The organism is Nonomuraea sp. NPDC004186 (assembly GCF_053603495.1).
In genome coordinates, this window is record NZ_JBSGFQ010000142.1 from 1 (window position 1) to 17,764 (window position 17,764).

General features: G+C 69.1%; 19 protein-coding genes and 1 pseudogene. 8 read left to right on the forward strand and 12 right to left on the reverse strand.

Features of this window, described 5'->3' with window-relative positions; genetic code table 11:
• Together ACWEPL_RS56835 and ACWEPL_RS56840 are read left to right on the forward strand one after the other, a co-directional pair.
• Positions 1-371, forward strand: a 371-nt coding sequence (locus ACWEPL_RS56835; RefSeq protein ID WP_452441561.1) for a CGNR zinc finger domain-containing protein, incomplete at its 5' end; no start/stop codon positions are given.
• Positions 372-438: 67 nt separating this feature from the next.
• A complete protein-coding gene (locus ACWEPL_RS56840; protein WP_363968613.1) occupies positions 439-909 on the forward strand; it encodes a pyridoxamine 5'-phosphate oxidase family protein in 471 nt (156 codons plus the stop codon).
• A 145-nt stretch (positions 910-1,054) separates the two neighbouring features.
• On the opposite strand, the gene ACWEPL_RS56845 is transcribed toward ACWEPL_RS56840, so the two are convergent.
• The 4 genes and pseudogenes from ACWEPL_RS56845 to ACWEPL_RS56860 form a co-directional block, all read right to left on the reverse strand.
• Entirely contained in the window at positions 1,055-1,816 is a 762-nt protein-coding gene (locus ACWEPL_RS56845; RefSeq protein WP_452441562.1) for an SDR family NAD(P)-dependent oxidoreductase, read from the reverse strand.
• Positions 1,817-2,481: 665 nt separating this feature from the next.
• Positions 2,482-3,594 (reverse strand): acyltransferase family protein, encoded by a 1,113-nt coding sequence (locus tag ACWEPL_RS56850; RefSeq protein ID WP_452441563.1) that lies wholly within the window; start codon positions 3,592-3,594, stop codon positions 2,482-2,484.
• A 65-nt stretch (positions 3,595-3,659) separates the two neighbouring features.
• Positions 3,660-4,037: pseudogene (locus ACWEPL_RS56855) on the reverse strand (long-chain fatty acid--CoA ligase); the annotation flags it as partial.
• Between the two features lie 260 nt (positions 4,038-4,297).
• Positions 4,298-4,690 carry a hypothetical protein gene (locus ACWEPL_RS56860; RefSeq protein WP_452441564.1) on the reverse strand — a complete coding sequence of 131 codons (393 nt, stop codon included), beginning with the start codon at positions 4,688-4,690 and terminating at the stop codon, positions 4,298-4,300.
• 108 nt (positions 4,691-4,798) lie between these two features.
• On the opposite strand from ACWEPL_RS56860, the gene ACWEPL_RS56865 reads away from it, so the two are divergent.
• Together ACWEPL_RS56865 and ACWEPL_RS56870 are read left to right on the forward strand one after the other, a co-directional pair.
• The gene (locus ACWEPL_RS56865) at positions 4,799-5,743 is read left to right on the forward strand and encodes an acyltransferase domain-containing protein (RefSeq protein WP_452441565.1); all 945 of its coding nucleotides are present in this window, start codon (positions 4,799-4,801) and stop codon (positions 5,741-5,743) included.
• 137 nt (positions 5,744-5,880) lie between these two features.
• Positions 5,881-6,090: a TOBE domain-containing protein gene (locus tag ACWEPL_RS56870; RefSeq protein WP_350734333.1), complete on the forward strand. Its 210-nt coding sequence runs from the start codon at positions 5,881-5,883 to the stop codon at positions 6,088-6,090.
• A 174-nt stretch (positions 6,091-6,264) separates the two neighbouring features.
• Here ACWEPL_RS56870 and ACWEPL_RS56875 read toward each other — a convergent pair whose 3' ends face one another.
• The 4 genes from ACWEPL_RS56875 to ACWEPL_RS56890 all read right to left on the reverse strand — a co-directional run bounded on the left by ACWEPL_RS56875 (position 6,265) and on the right by ACWEPL_RS56890 (position 10,688).
• A complete protein-coding gene (locus ACWEPL_RS56875) occupies positions 6,265-6,612 on the reverse strand; it encodes a hypothetical protein (RefSeq protein WP_452441566.1) in 348 nt (115 codons plus the stop codon).
• 188 nt (positions 6,613-6,800) lie between these two features.
• Positions 6,801-8,159 (reverse strand): Pup--protein ligase, encoded by a 1,359-nt coding sequence (pafA, locus tag ACWEPL_RS56880; protein ID WP_452441567.1) that lies wholly within the window; start codon positions 8,157-8,159, stop codon positions 6,801-6,803.
• Positions 8,160-8,700: 541 nt separating this feature from the next.
• Positions 8,701-9,078 carry a cellulose binding domain-containing protein gene (locus ACWEPL_RS56885; RefSeq protein ID WP_452441568.1) on the reverse strand — a complete coding sequence of 126 codons (378 nt, stop codon included), beginning with the start codon at positions 9,076-9,078 and terminating at the stop codon, positions 8,701-8,703.
• Between the two features lie 866 nt (positions 9,079-9,944).
• Complete coding sequence (locus ACWEPL_RS56890) at positions 9,945-10,688, reverse strand: hypothetical protein (RefSeq protein ID WP_452441569.1); 744 nt, start codon at positions 10,686-10,688, stop codon at positions 9,945-9,947.
• A 156-nt stretch (positions 10,689-10,844) separates the two neighbouring features.
• Between ACWEPL_RS56890 and ACWEPL_RS56895 the strand changes: the two genes are divergently transcribed.
• A complete protein-coding gene (locus tag ACWEPL_RS56895) occupies positions 10,845-11,897 on the forward strand; it encodes a protein kinase family protein (protein WP_452441570.1) in 1,053 nt (350 codons plus the stop codon).
• Between the two features lie 349 nt (positions 11,898-12,246).
• Here ACWEPL_RS56895 and ACWEPL_RS56900 read toward each other — a convergent pair whose 3' ends face one another.
• Positions 12,247-12,792 carry a MarR family winged helix-turn-helix transcriptional regulator gene (locus ACWEPL_RS56900; RefSeq protein ID WP_452441571.1) on the reverse strand — a complete coding sequence of 182 codons (546 nt, stop codon included), beginning with the start codon at positions 12,790-12,792 and terminating at the stop codon, positions 12,247-12,249.
• Between the two features lie 116 nt (positions 12,793-12,908).
• Here ACWEPL_RS56900 and ACWEPL_RS56905 point away from each other — a divergent pair, with 116 nt between their 5' ends.
• On the forward strand, positions 12,909-13,757 hold the full coding sequence (locus ACWEPL_RS56905; RefSeq protein ID WP_452441572.1) for an oxidoreductase: 849 nt from the start codon (positions 12,909-12,911) through the stop codon (positions 13,755-13,757).
• Between the two features lie 110 nt (positions 13,758-13,867).
• Here the strand turns inward: ACWEPL_RS56905 and ACWEPL_RS56910 are convergent, their stop codons facing one another.
• Entirely contained in the window at positions 13,868-14,734 is an 867-nt protein-coding gene (locus ACWEPL_RS56910) for a PhzF family phenazine biosynthesis protein (RefSeq protein WP_452441573.1), read from the reverse strand.
• 277 nt (positions 14,735-15,011) lie between these two features.
• The gene (locus ACWEPL_RS56915) at positions 15,012-15,158 is read right to left on the reverse strand and encodes an alpha/beta fold hydrolase (protein WP_452441574.1); all 147 of its coding nucleotides are present in this window, start codon (positions 15,156-15,158) and stop codon (positions 15,012-15,014) included.
• A gap of 254 nt (positions 15,159-15,412) precedes the next feature.
• Here ACWEPL_RS56915 and ACWEPL_RS56920 point away from each other — a divergent pair, with 254 nt between their 5' ends.
• Positions 15,413-15,850: an ester cyclase gene (locus tag ACWEPL_RS56920; protein ID WP_363968575.1), complete on the forward strand. Its 438-nt coding sequence runs from the start codon at positions 15,413-15,415 to the stop codon at positions 15,848-15,850.
• 67 nt (positions 15,851-15,917) lie between these two features.
• On the opposite strand, the gene ACWEPL_RS56925 is transcribed toward ACWEPL_RS56920, so the two are convergent.
• Entirely contained in the window at positions 15,918-16,781 is an 864-nt protein-coding gene (locus ACWEPL_RS56925) for an aldo/keto reductase (protein ID WP_452441575.1), read from the reverse strand.
• 74 nt (positions 16,782-16,855) lie between these two features.
• Between ACWEPL_RS56925 and ACWEPL_RS56930 the strand changes: the two genes are divergently transcribed.
• On the forward strand, positions 16,856-17,764 hold the full coding sequence (locus ACWEPL_RS56930; protein WP_452441576.1) for a LysR substrate-binding domain-containing protein: 909 nt from the start codon (positions 16,856-16,858) through the stop codon (positions 17,762-17,764).

The window sequence follows — 17,764 nt, forward strand, 5'->3', positions numbered from 1 at the left end:
TGACCGGCGCGGACGCCGACCGGCTCGCGGACGTGGCCGCCGAGCTCCACCCGGCCTTCAGCGGCGACGTCGCCGCCCTCAACGCGGCCCTGGTGCGCCACGCGGCCGTGCCCAACCTGCACGGCGACCCGCCCGTCCTGGCTTTCCACGGCCCCGGTGCGGACCTGGTCGACGCCTGGGCCGCCGACGCCGGCACGGCCCTGGCCATGGTGATCGGCGTCGGCCAAGGCCGGCGGCTGCGGACCTGCGAGGCGGGCGGGTGCGAGCTGGTCTTCTTCGATGTCACCAGGAACGCCTCGCGCCGGTTCTGCGGCCTGTCCTGCCAGAACCGCGCCAAGGCCAGCGCCTACCGCGCCCGCCGCCGCGCCTGACCGCGGGATCCTGGGCACGCGCTCGGCGTCGCCCGTTCTGTCGGTGGCGGCGGGCATGATGGTGGCCATGGCTTCATGGCAGGAGTTCGAGCAGCAGGCGGCGGAGCTGGCCGGGGTGGCGCGGCGGTTGCTGGAGGCGTACCGGCACAAGGTGCTGGCCACGCTGCGCAAGGACGGCTCGCCCCGGGTCAGCGGCATCGAGACCAGCTTCCGGGACGGCGAGCTGTGGACGGGGTCGATGCCGGGGGCGGTCAAGGCGTCCGACCTGCGCCGTGACCCGCGAATGGCGATCCACGTCACCTCCAGCGCCCCGGAAGGGGACGATCCGTCGTCGTGGGAGGGCGACGTGAAGCTGGCCGGGCGGGCCGTGGAGATCACCGATCGGGAGGTGCTGGCGTCGTTCGGGCTGCCGAGCGAGGAGTCGCACCTGTTCCGGATCGAGCTGACGGAGGTGGTGTGGACGCGGGTGGAGGGCGACGAGATCGTCATGGACTCCTGGCGCGAAGGGGTGGGGCTGCGCCAGATCCGCCGCAAGTAAAGACCCACGGCCGACCACCAAGCCCTCGCCCCCAGCCGCACCTCCGGAGCCCACCGGCCTTCCGAAGTCCGCCGGACTTCACCACCGCCACCGCCACCGCCACCGCCACCGCGGCAGCGGCAGCGGCAGCGGTTGCCGGATGGGGCTAGTGGACGGAGAAGCCGCCGTCCACGAAGAGCATCTGCCCGGTGACGAACGCGGAGGCGTCCCCGGCCAGGAAGACGGCCGCGCCCGCGAAGTCCCCGGGCACGCCGTTGCGGCCGACCATGTGGCGGGCGGCGAGCGTTTCGACGCGGCCCGGGATGGCCTGGGCAGGCTCGGTCAGCGGAGTCAGCACGAAGCCGGGGATGATCGTGTTGACGCATACCCCGCGACCCGACCACGCCTCGGCCTGGGAGCGGGTCAGGCCGGCGATGGCGGCCTTGGCCGTGCCGTACGCGCCGCTGTCGCCGAAGGCGCTGATGGACTGCTGGGAGCCGAGGTTGATGATGCGGCCCCAGCCACGGGCGGCCATCCTCGGGCCGAAGTGCTGGCCGAGGAGGTAGGGGGCGGTGAGGTTGACGGCGATGGTGCGCTCGTAGTCCTCGACGGTGAGGTCGGCCATGGGCTTGCGGATGTTGTTGCCGGCGTCGTTGACGAGGATGTCGGCATCGCCCGCCGTGGCGCACACGCGCCGGACGCCGTCGCGGTCGGCGAGGTCGGCGCTGATCCACGAGGCGGTGACGCCGTGCTCGCGCAGGCGGGCGGCGGCCTTGTCGAGCTCGCCCTCCCTGCGGGCCACCAGCACGACCTCGGCTCCGGCCCGGCCGATCGCCTCGGCGATGGCGTACCCGATGCCGGAGCTGCCGCCGGTCACCAGGGCGCGCCGGCCGTCGAGGGAGAACAGCTCCCGCAGATAGTCAGACATGATCGGCCAAGCTAGCACCCGAGGGGTACGACCGCGTCGAGCGGGCCATGGCGACCACCACCTGGCCCCCGCCGGCACATCGTTCGGCAAAGGATTGCGCGGGGGCGGCTCTCAGGCGGAATGGCCGTGCGGCCATGGCCACCACCGACGCGCCCGCGACCAGCCGGCTCCCGTTGACGATGCTGGCGGCCATGGTCGCCGGCTCGATAGTCGGCGCCGGGTCTTCTCGTTACCGGGCAACTTCGGGCAGGCCGGGGTGGTGGTCGCGTGGGCGGTGGCCGGCACGGGGATGCTCATGCCGGCGTTCGTGTTCCAGTCCCTGACGGTACGCAAACCGGATCTCAACGCCGGCGTATACGCCTACGCCGAGGCCGGGTTTGGGGAGTTCCCCGGCTTCCTCTCCACCTTCGGCCGGCCTGTGATCCAGCAACCTGATCAACCCAGGAGCCAGGCCATGCGCCGCCCTTCCACAGAAGCACAGAAGCGATGTCCGCTGAAGCGCACCCGGCGTTTCTTCGTCAACCTCTTCCCATCCGATCGCGAGGACATCGCGCCGATCGCCCGCAAGCCCGCCCAAGGTCGGCACAGGCCGACTCGGAGACTGGGTCGTCCTCGGCTTCGCAGGGCACCGTCTCCCGCCGCCGCTGAGTCATCCCACTGTCAGCTCAGCGACCTGCCCCTCTCCGGGGTCGGCGGGCGGCCAGCTCGACTCGGGCGAACAGGACGGCCAGCACGGCCAGGACGGCCGATGGGGCCAGGAGCCATAGCCAGCGCTGGGCCCACCAGCCGACGGTTGGCTCCGCAAGCAGGGTGCCACCCAGCCCTTCATAGGCCCACAGCACCACCAGGTACGCGGTCATGTGCCAGAGAAAGACGGTCAACGCGACCACGTTGAGAGCCACGACCGGCTTCCAGGCGGTCGGTCGGCGCAGCAGGCGCTCGGCGGCCGGCGTGACCAGGGCCAGCAGCCCGAGTTGAAAGACGGCCAGGGCGGCGATGGCGGCGTTGGTCGGGAAGATGTTGGATTCGGCGCCGGTGGTGGACACCATCGAGAGGGGGTAGCCCGCTCCTACCGTCAGCCCGATAAGCCCGGCCAGCCCGGCCCCGACAACCGCCAGACGCTGCGCCAGCGGGCGCCGCCCCAGCTCCCAGCTGCGCCAGGCGTAGCCGAGCTGGTGGCAGAACAGCCACACCAGGGCGGCGGTCACCCAGGCAGCCCAGGCCAGGCCGGCGCCGCGGTGGGCCACGCTGCCGAGGGCGATCAGCAGCACGAGCGCTACCAGGACCCTTGCTCCGTAGCGGGCGTTCAGGCTCGCGGTGATCGGCACTGCGGCGATCACCAGGCCGTACACGCCCAGGAACCACAGCGGCGTCAGATAGCCGGGGAACCACTCCCACATCCATCGGTGCGGGCCGGGTAGGACGGCCGCGATCAGCTCGCCGGCGAGCCAGACCAGGGCCCAGACGGCAGCCGGCCAGAGCAGCCGGCGCAGCCGGCCTCGGACGAACCGGCCGGCGGTCGTCCCGCCCGCCTGAGCCCGCTGCCAGCCGACCAGGTTGGCGTACCCACCGACCAGAAAGAACACCGGCATGATCTGCAGCACCCAGGTGGCCAGCCAGCCACCGGGCACGGCATGGATCGGGTTGGGCATGGTCAGGCTGCCGTCGGCGGTGCGGTGGGTGACCGACAATGTCCAGTGCCAGAGGGTGACGACCAGGATGCACAGCGCGCGGGCGGCGTCGACCACCCGGTCGCGGGACGTCGGCGTGGCCGCCACCAGCCGGTCCAGTGTCGATCGCGCGCCCGCGACGCGGCGGGTCTGCCGGTCTTGGCGTCTGGTGCTCAGCGGTACAGCTCCTCGAGGTCGGCCGCGAAGTCTTTGTGGACCAAGGCACGCTTGACCTTCAGGGTCGGGGTCAGATATCCGTTCTGCTCGGTCAGGTCGACCGGAAGGATCCGGAGCCTGCGGATCGACTCGGCCCGGCTCACCGCCGTGTTGGCCTCGTCCACGGCCGTCTGCAGCCTGGCCAGCAGATCCGGATCGTCGCGAAGCTCGGCCGGGCCGGCCTGCTCGGGCCTGCCGACGGCCCGCTTCCATGACGACAGCGCCTCGGCGTCCAGGGTGATCAGCGCGGCGGTGTACGGCCGCCGGTCGCCGACGACTACCGCCTGGCTGATGAGCGGGTGGGTGCGCAGGCGGTCCTCGAGTGCCTCCGGGGCGAGGTTCTTGCCGCACCGGACGCCAGCCGCCGGCCGACCGGCGCTGGAAAAGGACCATGTCGCCGTTCACCCGGTCGTCGGCGAACCCCACGTCGGCGAGCTGGGCCTCGGGGGCAACGGTTCTCGGGGCCGGGACCGCGTAGACACGCATTGTCCATCTCCCTGTGCGGAAAAGGCCAACCAGGCGGCGTCGGCAGACTGCGGCACCGGGCGCCGCATGTAGGGCGGCGAGAAGCAGCCAATTAGCCTGATTCCCCAGGTCACCAGGCACACACCTGACAGGCGAAGGCTGCACGACGGCGCAGGCCACCATCAACGGGGTGGACAAGAGTCTCTCGGGTGTCGTCCCCAGCGGGAAGACGAGCGGCAAGGGTGCGACTCGATCCGCCCGAGTACGTGAACAGCAGTGTCACCTTCACGTTCTTCAAGGCGTTGAGCCGCTCGCAGTCGCGGACGTCCACATGAGCGCGGGTGATCACCAGCACAGGGTTCGTGAGCCCGCGGTGGTCGAGGCCCTCCAGCACCGCGAACAGGTGGTCCCGTACGCCCGGCAGGAACGGGTCGGTGGCCCGGTTGAAGACCTGCAACGGGGTGTCGTGCGGCCGGAAGTAACGGTGGCCGGCGAGCTGTTCGACCGCCTCACTGTCGCTCATCAAAGCGCGCGGCCGGCCTGCGTCCCAGAGCCCGTAGGTGTGCCGGATGCAGTTCGCGCACCCGAGCGGGCAGCCCTGCAGGTTGCCAGTGATCGTAGGATCGTCCGCGTGGATCTGGATGACATCGCCGCCCGGCTCGGGGTACCCGTGGAGGACGTCGACCGCGTGCACCGGCTCGCCGGCGACCGGCCGTCGGCTCCGCTGCCCGCCAAGGCCGACGCGCGCGCGATCCTCGACCGGCTCGCGGTGCGGCCGGACGACGCCGACGAGATCATGGCGGGCTGGCCCGACCCCGACTCTCCCCTGTGGACTCCGGAGCTGCGCTGGCTGCTCGACCGCTCGATCGCCCTGGTCCGCGCCGATCTCGGGGGCCACGGCTGGCTGCCGCCCGGCCCGGAGCTGCCGCGCGAACGGGGCCCCGCCTGGCGGCATCTCTACGTGTACGCGTACCTGGCCCTGGTCGACGTCGTCATGAGGTACCACCGCGACCACGGCATCGCCGATGCCGTGTCGTGGGTGACCCTGGCGGATCTGGGCCGCAACCTCGCGATCGACCGGCGGATGCACCGCGAGGGCTGGCCGGTCATGCAGAGCTGGCTGACGCTGCACGCGCGCGGCGGCATCTACGAGCTGGGCCGGCTGCAGCACCAACGCGGCGGCACCGCCATCGACCTGCACATTCCCGAGTCGGGGCCGATGACTCCGGAGGCGGTCGCGGCGTCGCTCGACGAGGCCCGCGCGTTCTTCCCCCGCCACTTTCCCGACGAGCGCTACACGGCGTTCTCCTGCGGCTCGTGGCTGCTCGACCCGCAACTACTGGAGTACCTGCCCGAGGACTCCAACATCGTCCGGTTCCAGCAGAGGTTCGAGCTGGAGCCCTACGAGGAGCCGGAAGGGCAGGACGCCGACGTCGAGGTGCTGCGGTTCGTGTTCCGCACCCTGACCACGCCGCTCGACCAGCTACCACGCCGCACCGTGCTCCAGCGCGCGATCGTCGACCACCTGAAGGCCGGCCGCCACTGGCAGATCCGCCGCGGCCGCTTCCCGATCTAGCCGGGCCGAGACATCCACAGATCTGCCTCACGATCAATACGGTTCGGGTGCGAAGCCGTCAGGCTGGGGAGGACGTAAATGTTCCACCTGGGGGAAGGCGGCATTACGAGGCGAGTGCCGAGTCAGGAGTGGACGCTATGCGATTGAGCGCACGTAACAAGATCCCGGCCCGGGTGACTGGGCTCACCAAAGGCGAAGCGACAGCGAATGTGGAACTGGACGCCGGTGGGATGCGGTTGGTCGCCTCCGTCACCGTAGAGGCCGCCAATGAGTTGGGACTGGTGGAGGGCAGTGAGGTTATCGCCGTGATCAAGGCGTCCGACGTGATGCTGGGGCTTGAGAGCTAGCGCGGCGTCATCTCGGGGCTCCGGGTCGATTGAGAGGCGAGCGCCTCGAACCTGGTAAATGCGGTGGTCCCCGATCGGTTCCGTGACCACCCTGGCCGGCGAGCGCAAGGCCGGCCAGGCCCACAAGTACGCCCAACGCGCTGATGCGCGCAGCCGGCGTGGCATCCTGCCCGCTCAGGGTGAGCAGGATGCCGCTGCGGACAGAGGTCGCGTCAGGCGGGGTCGAGGGTGGAGGCGTAGGACGCCGCTGACGTAGCGGCCGCCCTTGACGTCGCCGGGTGCGACCAGGCGCGGACCTTCCTTGGATCCGGTGGCCGTGACGAACAGGCGCAGCTGGGCGTTCTTGACGTCTGGGCCGATGCGCGGCCCGGCCAGTTTGAGGACGTCGGCGAGCAGAGGACCAGTGACGGTGTGCTTCTCCGCGCCGTGGGAGGTCTGGTAGCGCACGCGTACGGTGTGCTGCGGCAGGCCGCGCAGTCGCGCCATGCTGAACGAGCGCGGATGGTCGACCTGGCCGCGCACCTTGACCGCACCGACGGCGTTCTGCTGGGCGGAGGAGGGGCCGGCCGCCGCACGGCGAGGTGGGGAAGGCGCTGGCTGGAGGTTCGCGCTCGGACAGGTCCGAGATGTCCGTCCGGTCCGAAACTGCTGCCGGACGAGGCCATCGCCCTGCCAATGGGACATGCCGGCCCGGACATCGGTCCGGCCGGTCACATGCTGGCGATGAGTTTGTCCACCCTCTCGTCGACGCTGCGGAACGGGTCCTTGCACAGCACGGTGCGCTGCGCCTGGTCGTTGAGCTTCAGGTGCACCCAGTCGACGGTGAAGTCGCGCCGCTTCTCCTGCGCCTTGCGGATGAACTCGCCACGCAGCCGCGCCCGGGTGGTCTGCGGCGGCACCGACTTGGCCTCGAAGATCTTGATGTCGGAGGTCACCCGCTCCACCGCGCCGCGCCGCTGCAGCAGGTAGAACAGCCCGCGCTTACGGTGCACGTCGTGGTAGGCAAGGTCGAGCTGGGCCACCCGGGGCGAGGACAGCGGCAGGTCGTACTTCTTCTGGTACCGCTCGATGAGCTGGTACTTGGTGACCCAGTCGATCTCCCGGGAGACCAGGTCGAGGTTGCCGGTCTCCACCGCCCGCAGGGTGCGCTCCCACAGCTCCAGCACCCTCCGCGCGATCACGTCGCCGCCCCGCTGGTCCACGAAGTCCTTGGCCTTGCCCAGGTACTCCTGCTGGATCTCCAGCGACGACGCCTCACGCCCGTTGGCCAGCCGGATCCGCCGCCGCCCGGTCATGTCGTGCGAGACCTCGCGGATCGCCCGAATCGGGTTCTCCAGGCTCATGTCGCGCATCACGATCCCGGCCTCCACCATGCGCAGCACCAGATCGGTCGCGCCGACCTTGAGCAACATCGTGGTCTCGCTCATGTTGGAGTCGCCGACGATGACGTGCAGGCGGCGGAACCGCTCGGCGTCGCCGTGCGGCTCGTCACGGGTGTTGATGATCGGGCGGGACCGGGTCGTCGCCGACGACACGCCCTCCCAGATGTGCTCGGCGCGCTGCGACACGCAGTACACCGCCCCCCGCGGGGTCTGCAGCACCTTCCCCGCGCCGCAGATGATCTGCCGGGTGACCAGGAACGGGATCAGCACATCGGCCAGCCGCCCGAACTCCCCGTGCCGGCCCACACAGTAGTTCTCATGGCAGCCGTAGGAGTTGCCGGCCGAGTCGGTGTTGTTCTTGAACAGGTAGATGTCGCCGGCGATGCCCTCCTCGCGGAGCCGCTTCTCGGCGTCGACGAGCAGCCCCTCCAGGATCCGCTCACCGGCCTTGTCATGGGTGACCAGCTCCACGACGTTGTCGCACTCGGGGGTGGCGTACTCGGGATGGCTGCCCACGTCCAGATACAGCCGGGCGCCGTTGGGCAGGAACACGTTGCTCGACCGGCCCCAGGACACGACCCGCCGGAACAGGTAGCGCGCCACCTCGTCCGGAGACAGCCTGCGCTGGCCCCGGAAGGTGCACGTGACGCCGTACTCGTTCTCCAGACCGAAGATGCGTCGATCCATTACCTCACAACTATTCTCCCCGCCCGCGCGACGGGGGAGATCGTCTTTCGCCGGCCCCGGCCGGGGATTGATGTGTGGGTACCCGGAAAGCCGACGACACATGCGCCACGAGGCCGGCTTGCAACGGAGTCTGGCTGGAGCACGCCGCGGGCCCTTGCCGGACGATCAAGGACCATGACGGCGAATCAAGCCGCGCTGATCGACTGGGACGAGTCGCGCGTCGACGTCCCCGCCTCGTGCCGCCGGCAACGCCGCCGGGCTGGACGACGGCGCGTACGACATCGCCGCGCAAGCGTCGGCCGCAAGGGAAGCCGCCATCCGCTGGGACGACGAGTTCGCGGTCAAGCGGCTCGCCGAAGTTCGAGCGGTCTGAGAACGCGTTCGAGGAGTGGGGTTGTTGGCGGTCGAGTGCGTACATCGCTTGGCCAACCCGTGGTCCTTCGTGTTGGCCGTGCGAGGGACGCTACTGTTCGCCAGTGCTGCGGTGCGCCGCAATGGAACCGGTCGTGCAGGCTCGCGTCGAGCTGCCGGTGCGGGCAGCTCAGCACGGCAACAAGGGTCCGCCGTTGACCCTCAGGCCGCCGCCGTGGCCGTCGCTGACGCCGGTGGCCAGAAAGCCGAAGCTCACCCGGCCGTAAGGCGGGATATAGCCGTTGTACGACTGGTTGCCGGCCGACACGCTCTGGCCTGGTTGGGTCACGATCGCATCCCACGCGTTGGTGACCTTGGTGCCGTCGTCCCACGTCCAGGTGGCCGTCCAGCCGTCGACCGGTATCGGGTCGTTGATGAGGGTGACCTTGATCTGAAAACCGTTGGTCCACGAGCTGACTTTCTCCCACTCGCAGGCGATGATCGTCGCTTGCGCGGGGGAGGCGTACGTGGCGATCAATACGATCGCTCCGGCGAGAGCCGCCGTCATCCGAGTCAACCGCGATGTACGTCGTCTCGTCATGACCAACCCTTCGGCAGGAGCGGGCACGGCCCGGCACCGAGGAACGCTTCCCCTCGGAGGTACCTCTCTTGGAAGACCGGGGTCAATGCGGGAACCGGCCTGCGCCTGAGCCTGCGCACCGACCACGGCTTCACCTGCCGCCATTCCCGATCAGGGGCTCATCCTGGGATTTTCGAACTGAAACTTTCACGTGTCATCCCGCCGGAGCGCTTGCCGCCAAGTGCGAACGGTCCGGGTCATCCGGGTCCGGCGGCGCGGGCCTCGGGCGGGACGGCGAGAATGCGGACCAGCAAGCCGGCTGCCGTGATGCCTCGCATCAAACCTCGAGCTCTCATGCCCAGAATCTGCGCCGCCGCGCCCGGTATGAGAACAGGTTTGCGGTATAGCGCAATCAGCTCGTTCCCGGTCATACCGGACGTGACGTCTTTCAGTCGTGCCCCGACCTCGTGGTCGCTGGCCCCGCGAGCTCAAGCACCGCGGCGGCGGAGGCGAGCGGTGCGGCCACAATCGTCGCAAGCGGGCTGAGCATCGGCTCCAACGCGACCACCGGTGATGGCGTCAAACTCCTCGCGTTCCTCGAATGGTCTGGCATGGCTGCCGATGGACCACAATGGGCGGCCGAGAGGGTTGTAGACGCCGGCAGTGGCGCGGCGCACCCTGGCAACGAGCTCGTCCCGCGCCTTACCGGCGTCCGTGCCGCGCAGGGAGCAGTCGGTGCAGCGGGCGCACCAGTCGCGGAAGCGGGTGAGATGGCCCTCTTGAGTGCGCAAGAGGTGGGCCCGCTGCGACACATCGCTCATCTACGGAAGGCCCCGGCCCGATCAGCGGAACAACTAGGAACCCGCGTTAGTGGTCACCGTCTCCGGGTCCGGCGCCTTGATCGACACCTTGCCTCCCCACCCGGTGAAGCGGCTGTCGATCGTGATCGTCTTGCCGTCGAAGCCGCTGTTGTCCAACACTCCGGTTGCCGCATACGAGCTCCTCACCCTGCTCACGAGCCCGGCCGAGGTGAGGCTGAGGGTGTAGGTGACTTTCGTGTCGTTGTGCATGCGCAGCGGGATCGACGCGTCGAACCAGCGCGACACCTTCTCCAGTTCCTTGAACGTGATCTTTCCTGTGATGGTGCTTCCGCTCAGCTTGCCTTTCTTGATCAGCGCGGCTAACGTTCCCGGCTCCGCGGGGTTGATGACCTGCCCGTAGAAACCGCCGGCGCCGCCGGGCATGCCGCCGGTCTTGAGCCACGTCTTGCCATCTGGAAGGCGATCTTTCCAGATGCCGCCCGAGGTATAGCTGACCTTGCCGACGCTGATGGTCCGCTCAGGCTCGGCGGGGCCCGTCTTGCAGGTGATGTCTGAGGCGGCGATGCCCTTGGCGTTGAACTGGAACGTTCCCTTGCGGCTCTGCAGCTTGACCTTGCCGTCTCCGATGAGAGTGGTGGTCTCGGTGAACCGTACGCCGTGCCCGGAAACCAGCTTGCTCTTCAGAGCTCGGACGGGATCCTTGGGCGCAGCCTGCGCGGGAGCGGCGGTCACCAGAAAAGCGCAGCCGGTAACCAGAACGGTGATCGTCTTCTTCATGGAATGTGATCATTCCGGGAGCGGGTAACGAATGGGCCACGGTCCGCGGTACGCGGTTGGCAAGAGGTCAACGACCAGCTCGGCGAGCTCGGCAAGCAGTGCGGCACGGTGGCCGCCAGGCAAGGGCGGCCGTCATCGGTCAGTAAAGTGATCACGATGACGGACACGCGGCTGATCACCCACCGTGACGTTTCCACGGCCATGGCCCGTTACGACGACCGGGAACTGGCCGAGCTGCTGGAGCGCGAGGCCGTACCCCTCGGCACCGGCATCGGCGGGGCGTCCGCTCGGCTCGCGGTCGGCGGCACCTCGGTCTTCGTCAAACGCGTGCCCCTCACCGAGCCCGAACTGCGCCACCCGCGCTCGACGGCCAACCTGTTCGGGCTGCCGCCCTTCTGCCAGTACGGCATCGGCTCGCCCGGCTTCGGCGCCTGGCGCGAGCTGGCCGCGCACACGATGACCACCGAGTGGGTGCTGACCGGCCGGTTCCCCGGCTTCCCGCTGCTGTATCACTGGCGGGTGCTGCCCAACGCCGAGCCCGCCCCGCTGTACGGAGAGCTGGCCGACATCGATCGGGCAGTCACCTTCTGGGAGGGCGCGCCCGGCGTGCGCCGCCGCCTCGAGGCGCTGGCAGGGGCCCCGGCGAGCCTGACGCTCTTCCTGGAGTACTTCCCCTACAACCTGCACCAGTGGCTGGACGAGCGGGTGCGCGCGGGCGACGCCGACCGCGCCTGCGCCCTGGCGGACCACGGGCTGCGTGAGGCCGTGTCCTTCATGAACGCGGGCGGCCTCCTGCACTTCGACGCGCATTTCGACAACATCCTCACCGACGGGCACCACTTCTACCTGACCGACTTCGGGCTGGCCGTGTCGACCCGGTTCGACCTGTCAGAGGAGGAACAGGCCTTCTATCGCCGGCACCTCACCTTCGACCGCACCTACACGCTGACGTACCTGGTGAACTGGCTGGCCGGCGCCTTCCACGGCGCCGACTGGCCGGGGCGTCGCGAACTGGTGCGGGAATGGGCGGCAGGAGAGCGGCCGGCCGGCGTGCCCGGCGGGGTCGCGACCCTGCTGTCGCGGCACAGCCCGCTGGCCACCGTGCTGAACGGCTTCTACCACGATCTGCAGAGTGAGAGCAGGAAGACGCCGTACCCGCTGGAGGAGATCCGCCAGGTTGCCGAACTGCACTCCCTGCCGCTCGAGTGAAGGGTCACCCACCGCTTGAGGAGACGCACGCCGAACGGGGAGGACGCTCTGTTCGGGTGAGGTTCACTCGCCGCGATGGTCCTCGCCTCAACGTCCACGACCTCGACCTGGCCAACCGGCCCGCGCCCATCCGCGATCGCCGGGCTCAATAGGCTGATGGGCGCGGGGTTGCACGTACGGGCCGTCCTGAGCATGCCGCCTCAGGGCTCCGGCAGGCCATCGTCGGCGAACCGCGCCGTCGCCCGATCCCAGAGGGGGCGTTCACTTTCGGGAATCCAGCCGCCGGTGGTGCGGGAAGAAGCGGTTGAAGCCTCTTGGATGAGCACCGCACAGGTCACCGACCGGACATCTACCGAGCTTGTTGATGGCGAGGCGCCGGCCCGAACTCGTCCTCCAGGCGGGCCAGCAGTTGGGCGAGCAGTCGATTGAGCTGATCGAGGTCGTCGGACGCCAATGCGTCGGTGAGCAGGCGCCGTTCGCGAGTGGTGCGGTCACGGGTGGCCTGGCTCCAGCGCCGCCGGCCCAGCTCGGTGAGGCGGACCGGGCGGCTGCGGCCGTCGACGGCGGGGACGGGCTCGACCAGCCCGGCCTTGCTGAGGCGGTCGATGCGCACGCTCATGGTCCCGGCGGTGACGCCGAGTTCGTCGGCCAGTTGCTTGGGGGTGCGCTCGTAGGGCGGGCCGGAGCGTTGCAGGGCCGACAGGGCGGTCCAGTCTCCGGGGGTGAGGTCGTGGGCGGTGGCGACGTCGGCCAGGAGGTGTTCGAACAGGCGGGAGATGCGGCCGATGCGCTGCCGGGCAGCCTCGGTGACGGGGTCGGCGTCGGCCATCTGGGAGATCCAGGCGTCGATCTCGGCGGCGACCGAGTCGCCTGCGGGTGCGGGGTCAGGTCTCACGTTTGACGTCCTTTGAGTATCAAGCTACTTTGCTTTGAGTCTCAAACTTTGAATCCCAAAGCAAAGTCTACCGGGATACTCACCCCGCCTGATCACGACCTGGAAAGGACCCTCACATGACCACCTCAGCCTCTTCCGGCAAGGTGTGGTTCATCACCGGCACCAGCACCGGGCTGGGCCGAGCGCTCGCCCACGTCGTGCTGGAGCACGGTGACCGGCTGGTGGCCACCGCGCGCGATCGCGACACCCTCACCGGCCTGACCGAGCAGGCGGGCGACCGGGTCCTCGCCCTGGACCTGGACGTCACCGATCCGGTCGCCGTCCGCCGTGCCGTCGATGCCGCGCTGGAGGCGTTCGGCCGGATCGACGTGCTCGTCAACAACGCCGGATACGCCATGCGCGGCGCCCTGGAAGAGATCACCGATCAGGAGCTGCGGCGCCAGTTCGACACCAACGTCTTCGGCGCCATCGACGTGACCCGCGCGGTGCTGCCGGCCATGCGCTCCCAGCGATCCGGGCACATCGTGCAGATGTCCTCGGTCGGCGGGGTGACCACCATGCTGGGCGGTACCGCCTACGGCGGGACCAAGTTCGCGCTGGAAGGACTTTCCGAGGGGCTCGCCGCCGAGCTGGAGCATCTGGGGATCGGCGTCACCATCGTCGAACCCGGCCCGTTCCGCACCGACTTCGCCGGCCGCTCGTTCCGCTGGGCCACTCCCATCGACGACTACCGGCCCGTCATCGAACCGGCCAAGGCGACCTTCGTCGCCCAGCACGGCGCTCAGCCGGGCGACCCGGTTCGCGCCGCCCGTGCGATCGTCGCCGCCGTCAACCTGGACACCCCGCCGCTGCGGCTTCCCCTCGGTGCCCGTTCCTTCGACCGCATCCGCGCCAAGCTCCGCGCCCGCCTCGACGAACTCGACCGCCTGGAGCCCCTCGGCCGCGACACCGATTTCCCCACGTGACCACTCACCACTTGGCGCTCACCGTCGAGGACGGCGACGTCACCACGGTCGAAGGGCCCGCCTCCGGGCGGACGTGGAACCGGCGTGCGACCAGCGCGCGCCCGGCCGGCTCAATGCGAGGGCAGATTGATCATGCCCTTTCCGAAGAATCGCACCAGCCCGCTCACCATGATCTCACCGGAGACGTCCACGATGATCTGACTGGGGAATCCCATCTCCATGCCTTGATCAATCGTCATCCGAGCCTGGCCGGTGTGCTCGCGAAGATACGCGCCGAACGCCCCCGCGGCTGATCCCGTGGCCGGATCCTCGCCGGTCGTGAAGTCCAAGGCGAAGCAGCGGGAGCGCCACCGGCCGGGACCTTCTTCCGCCACCAGATAGCAGTTCAGGCTGTCCGGCTCGGCGAATTCCTCAAGCGCCTTGTACAGGGAATCGCGATCCAAAGTCGCGTGAGCCAGTGCGGAGACTTCGCGCAGCGGCAGAATCAATGCGGGCAGCCCGGTCGACACTATTTGCGCCGGCAGTTCGGGGTGGGCGTCCTCCGGTGCGACTCCGAGCGCCGCGAGAACGTGTGAAGGCGATACGGTCGCCCCGAAGACCGGTGAATTCTGGGCGATGGCCACCATGGCTTCATCGCCTGCCGACTCGACGATGAGTCGCTGGCGGCCGCTCATGGTCTGCTGTGTCAGCTCGGTCGAACCGAGGCCGGCATGCCAGACATGAGCGGCCGCGGCGCCGAGCGACGGATGCCCGGCGAAGGGAACCTCGCGCGCGACCGTGAAGATTCGATGCGTGTAGTCGCACCAGGGGTCATCGGAGGCCACGAGAAACGACGTCTCGGGCTGCAGGAATCGGCGGGCGATCAGGGCCATCGTCGATGTGTCGACAGCGTCCGCTCCGTGTATCACCGGCAGCAGGTTTCCGCTCATCGGCGTGCGGCTGAAGACCTCTACCAAACTGAAGGCGAATTCGGCCATATTCCTGTCCGATCGTCAGCGTCTGCGGCTCATTCTGAACGGGGGAGTCGGGACCGGACGCTATCACCGCCGACGCCGAGCATGCGGCCCGCGACGTGCTGCCACATGAGTCCAGCGCCACCAATGCGGACGACCACGGACGGCGACCAGGCCCAGGCCGATGACCTGATCGCCGTCCTTCCGAGTGGCGCACATCGTCCCGATCAGGATCGGAATCCTGCAGGACCGGGACTCGTGCGGCGGTCAGAATCCCGGCTCTGACCGCACTTGGTCGGCGCTACCTCGCCAGAAATCGAAGAACCCGATCGTTGACCTCTACGGGCGCCTCCAGGAAGGGGAAGTGGCCCACGCCCCGCGGGAGAACACCGTCCGAGCCTTCGGGGAGGACCTCGACGATGTCGGCCATGATCTCCTCATCGACCACGGTCGGCCGGCAGCTTGCCCACCTCCCACTGATCGGTTCCGAACGTCGCGGCGGGAAAGCTCTCGCGGTAGAGCCCGGGGGCCGCGCGTACGTCGGGCCTCGTGCACGGAACGGACACGACGCCTTCGCCCGACCGCGGATGGATCAGACACATGCCGCCTTGGCCCCTATCTCACGCGGCCATGACCGGCGGCTGACCTGCCTCTCGGTAACGTGAGTGGTCAAACCACGACCCGACCCACTTCAGAGGCCCCATGTCCACCTTCTGGGATCTCAAACACCAGCTGGCCGACGCGGTCAATGCGCACGACCTGCCGAAGGTGCTCGCCTGCTACAGTCCGGACGCCGTGTACGTCTCGCCTGCGGGCGTCGCGGAAGGACATGACCAGATCGCATGGCTCCACGAGCAGATTCTCGAGGCGTTCCCCGACTTCCACATGACGGCCTGGTACGAACTCGGCGACTGCGATAACCCCGCCATCACGGAATGGACGTACACCGGCACCCACAAGGGCCCCCTGCTGCTGCCCGACGGGCGAGAGATCGCGGGAACGGGCCGCCGCATCACCGTCCGGGCCACCTGCGCCACGTTCGTCGAGAACGGGAAGATCATCTCGCACCGCGAGTACTACGACCAGCTGGAGCTGTACAGCCACCTCGGCTTCGGCCTGGCGGAGCTCCACCCCACGTAGACAGGCCTGGAGCAGCCGGCCCGCCCGTGAACAGTCCGCCCGTGGCCCCGCCAGGCGAACGGACCGATCAACCGGCCGGCTCCAGGCTCTGGGCCTCGCGCCACACCGCATCCAGGCGGCCGAACTGTTCACCGGTCAGCCTGATGTCCAAGGCCGCCATGTTCTCCTCCAGGTGCGCGACGGAGCTGGTGCCGGGGATCGGCAAGGTGACGGGTGAGCGGGCCAGCAGCCAGGCGAGTGCCACCTGCGCGGGGGTGCCACCGATCTGCTGCGCGACCTGGGCAAGCGGCCCTCCCGCGAGAGCGTGCGCTCCGCCGGCCACCGGAAACCAGGGGATGAAGGCGATGCCCGCGGCCTCGCAGTAGTCGAGCACGTCCTCGTGCCGCCTGTCGGCGAGGTTGTAGAGGTTCTGCACGCTGGCGATGGGCACCATCTGGCGGGCCTCCTCAAGCTGGGCGACGCCGACCTCCGACAGTCCGATGTGGCGGATCTTGCCGTCGTCCCGCAGTTGCTTGAGCGCCCCCAGCTGTTCGGCGAAGGGGACCTGGGGGTCCACACGATGAAGCTGGAAGAGCTCGATCCGCTCCAGCCGGAGGCGGCGAAGGCTCAGCTCGGCCTGCTGGATGAGGTACTCCGGGCGGCCCAGCGGCTTCCAACGGTCGCGCCCCGGGCGACTTTGCCCCGCCTTGGTAGCGATGACCAGGCCGGATGGGTACGGGTGCAACGCCTCGGCGAGCAGTTCCTCATTGGCGCCCAGGGCGTACGCGTCGGCGGTGTCGACAAGGGTGACGCCGAGCTCGACGGCCCGCCGCGCCACCGCGATCGCGGCGGGCCTGTCCCTGGGCGGCCCCCAGTCCGTCAGCCGCATCGCGCCGAACCCCAGCCGGCGCACAGACAGGTCTCCACCGATGTCAATGGTCTCGTCAGCCATAGCCAGCACCTTGCCGTACGCAATTACAAAGGACAAGCGACTCTTTCTGCGACATATTGCGTAGCATTTCTAAGATGTTGAATCTGGATCGGCTTCGTACTCTGTACGCGATCGCCACCCACGGGTCGGTCACCGCAGCCGCGGACATCCTGCATGTCACCACCTCGGCGATCTCCCAGCAGATGGCGAAACTGGAGCAAGAGGTCGGGCAGCGCCTGCTGGAGCGCAAGGGCCGCGGCGTGCGTCTCACCGAGGCCGCCGAGTTGCTCGCCGTCCACGCGGGGCAGATATTGGCGCTGGCCGAACGGGCCGAGGCGGATCTGGAGGCCTGCCGTGGCGTCGTCGCCGGGCAGCTGACGCTTGCCGCCTTCGCGACGGCCGCGCGCGGGTTGGTCCCGCCCGCGCTGCGGGATCTCCGTCGTGATCACCCGCGGCTGCGGATCATGTTGCAGGAGTGCGAGCCGCACGAAGCGGTGCCGGGGGTGAGCCGCGGCGATCTGGACATGGCCATCGTCCAGGATTGGTGGGACTCTCCCCTGTCCCTGCCCGGCAACTTGAGCAGGGCCAGGCTGCTCGACGACGTCGCCGACATCGCGGTGCCGGAGGAGCACCCCTTGGCCTCGCGGACCACCGTGGAGATCGAGCGATTCGCCGGCGAGTCATGGATCACCTGGAGTGACGGCTGGATCTGCAACTCCTGGCTGGTGGAAACGCTGCGTTCTCGCGGGGCCGAACCGGATATCGCCTACACCGCCGGCGAACACCACACCCAACTGGCCCTCGTCGCCGCCGGCCTGGGCGTGGCGATCATTCCCAGACTCGGCCGTGACCCCGTCCCGGACGGGGTCCGTTTCGTCGAGGTGCGGCCACGCCTGACCCGCCACATCTACGCGGTGTGGCGCACCGATGCCGACCGGCGGCCGTCCATCCATGCGGTGCTCCGATCCCTGCGACAGGATCGCGGAAGCGCAGGGCCGAAGTAG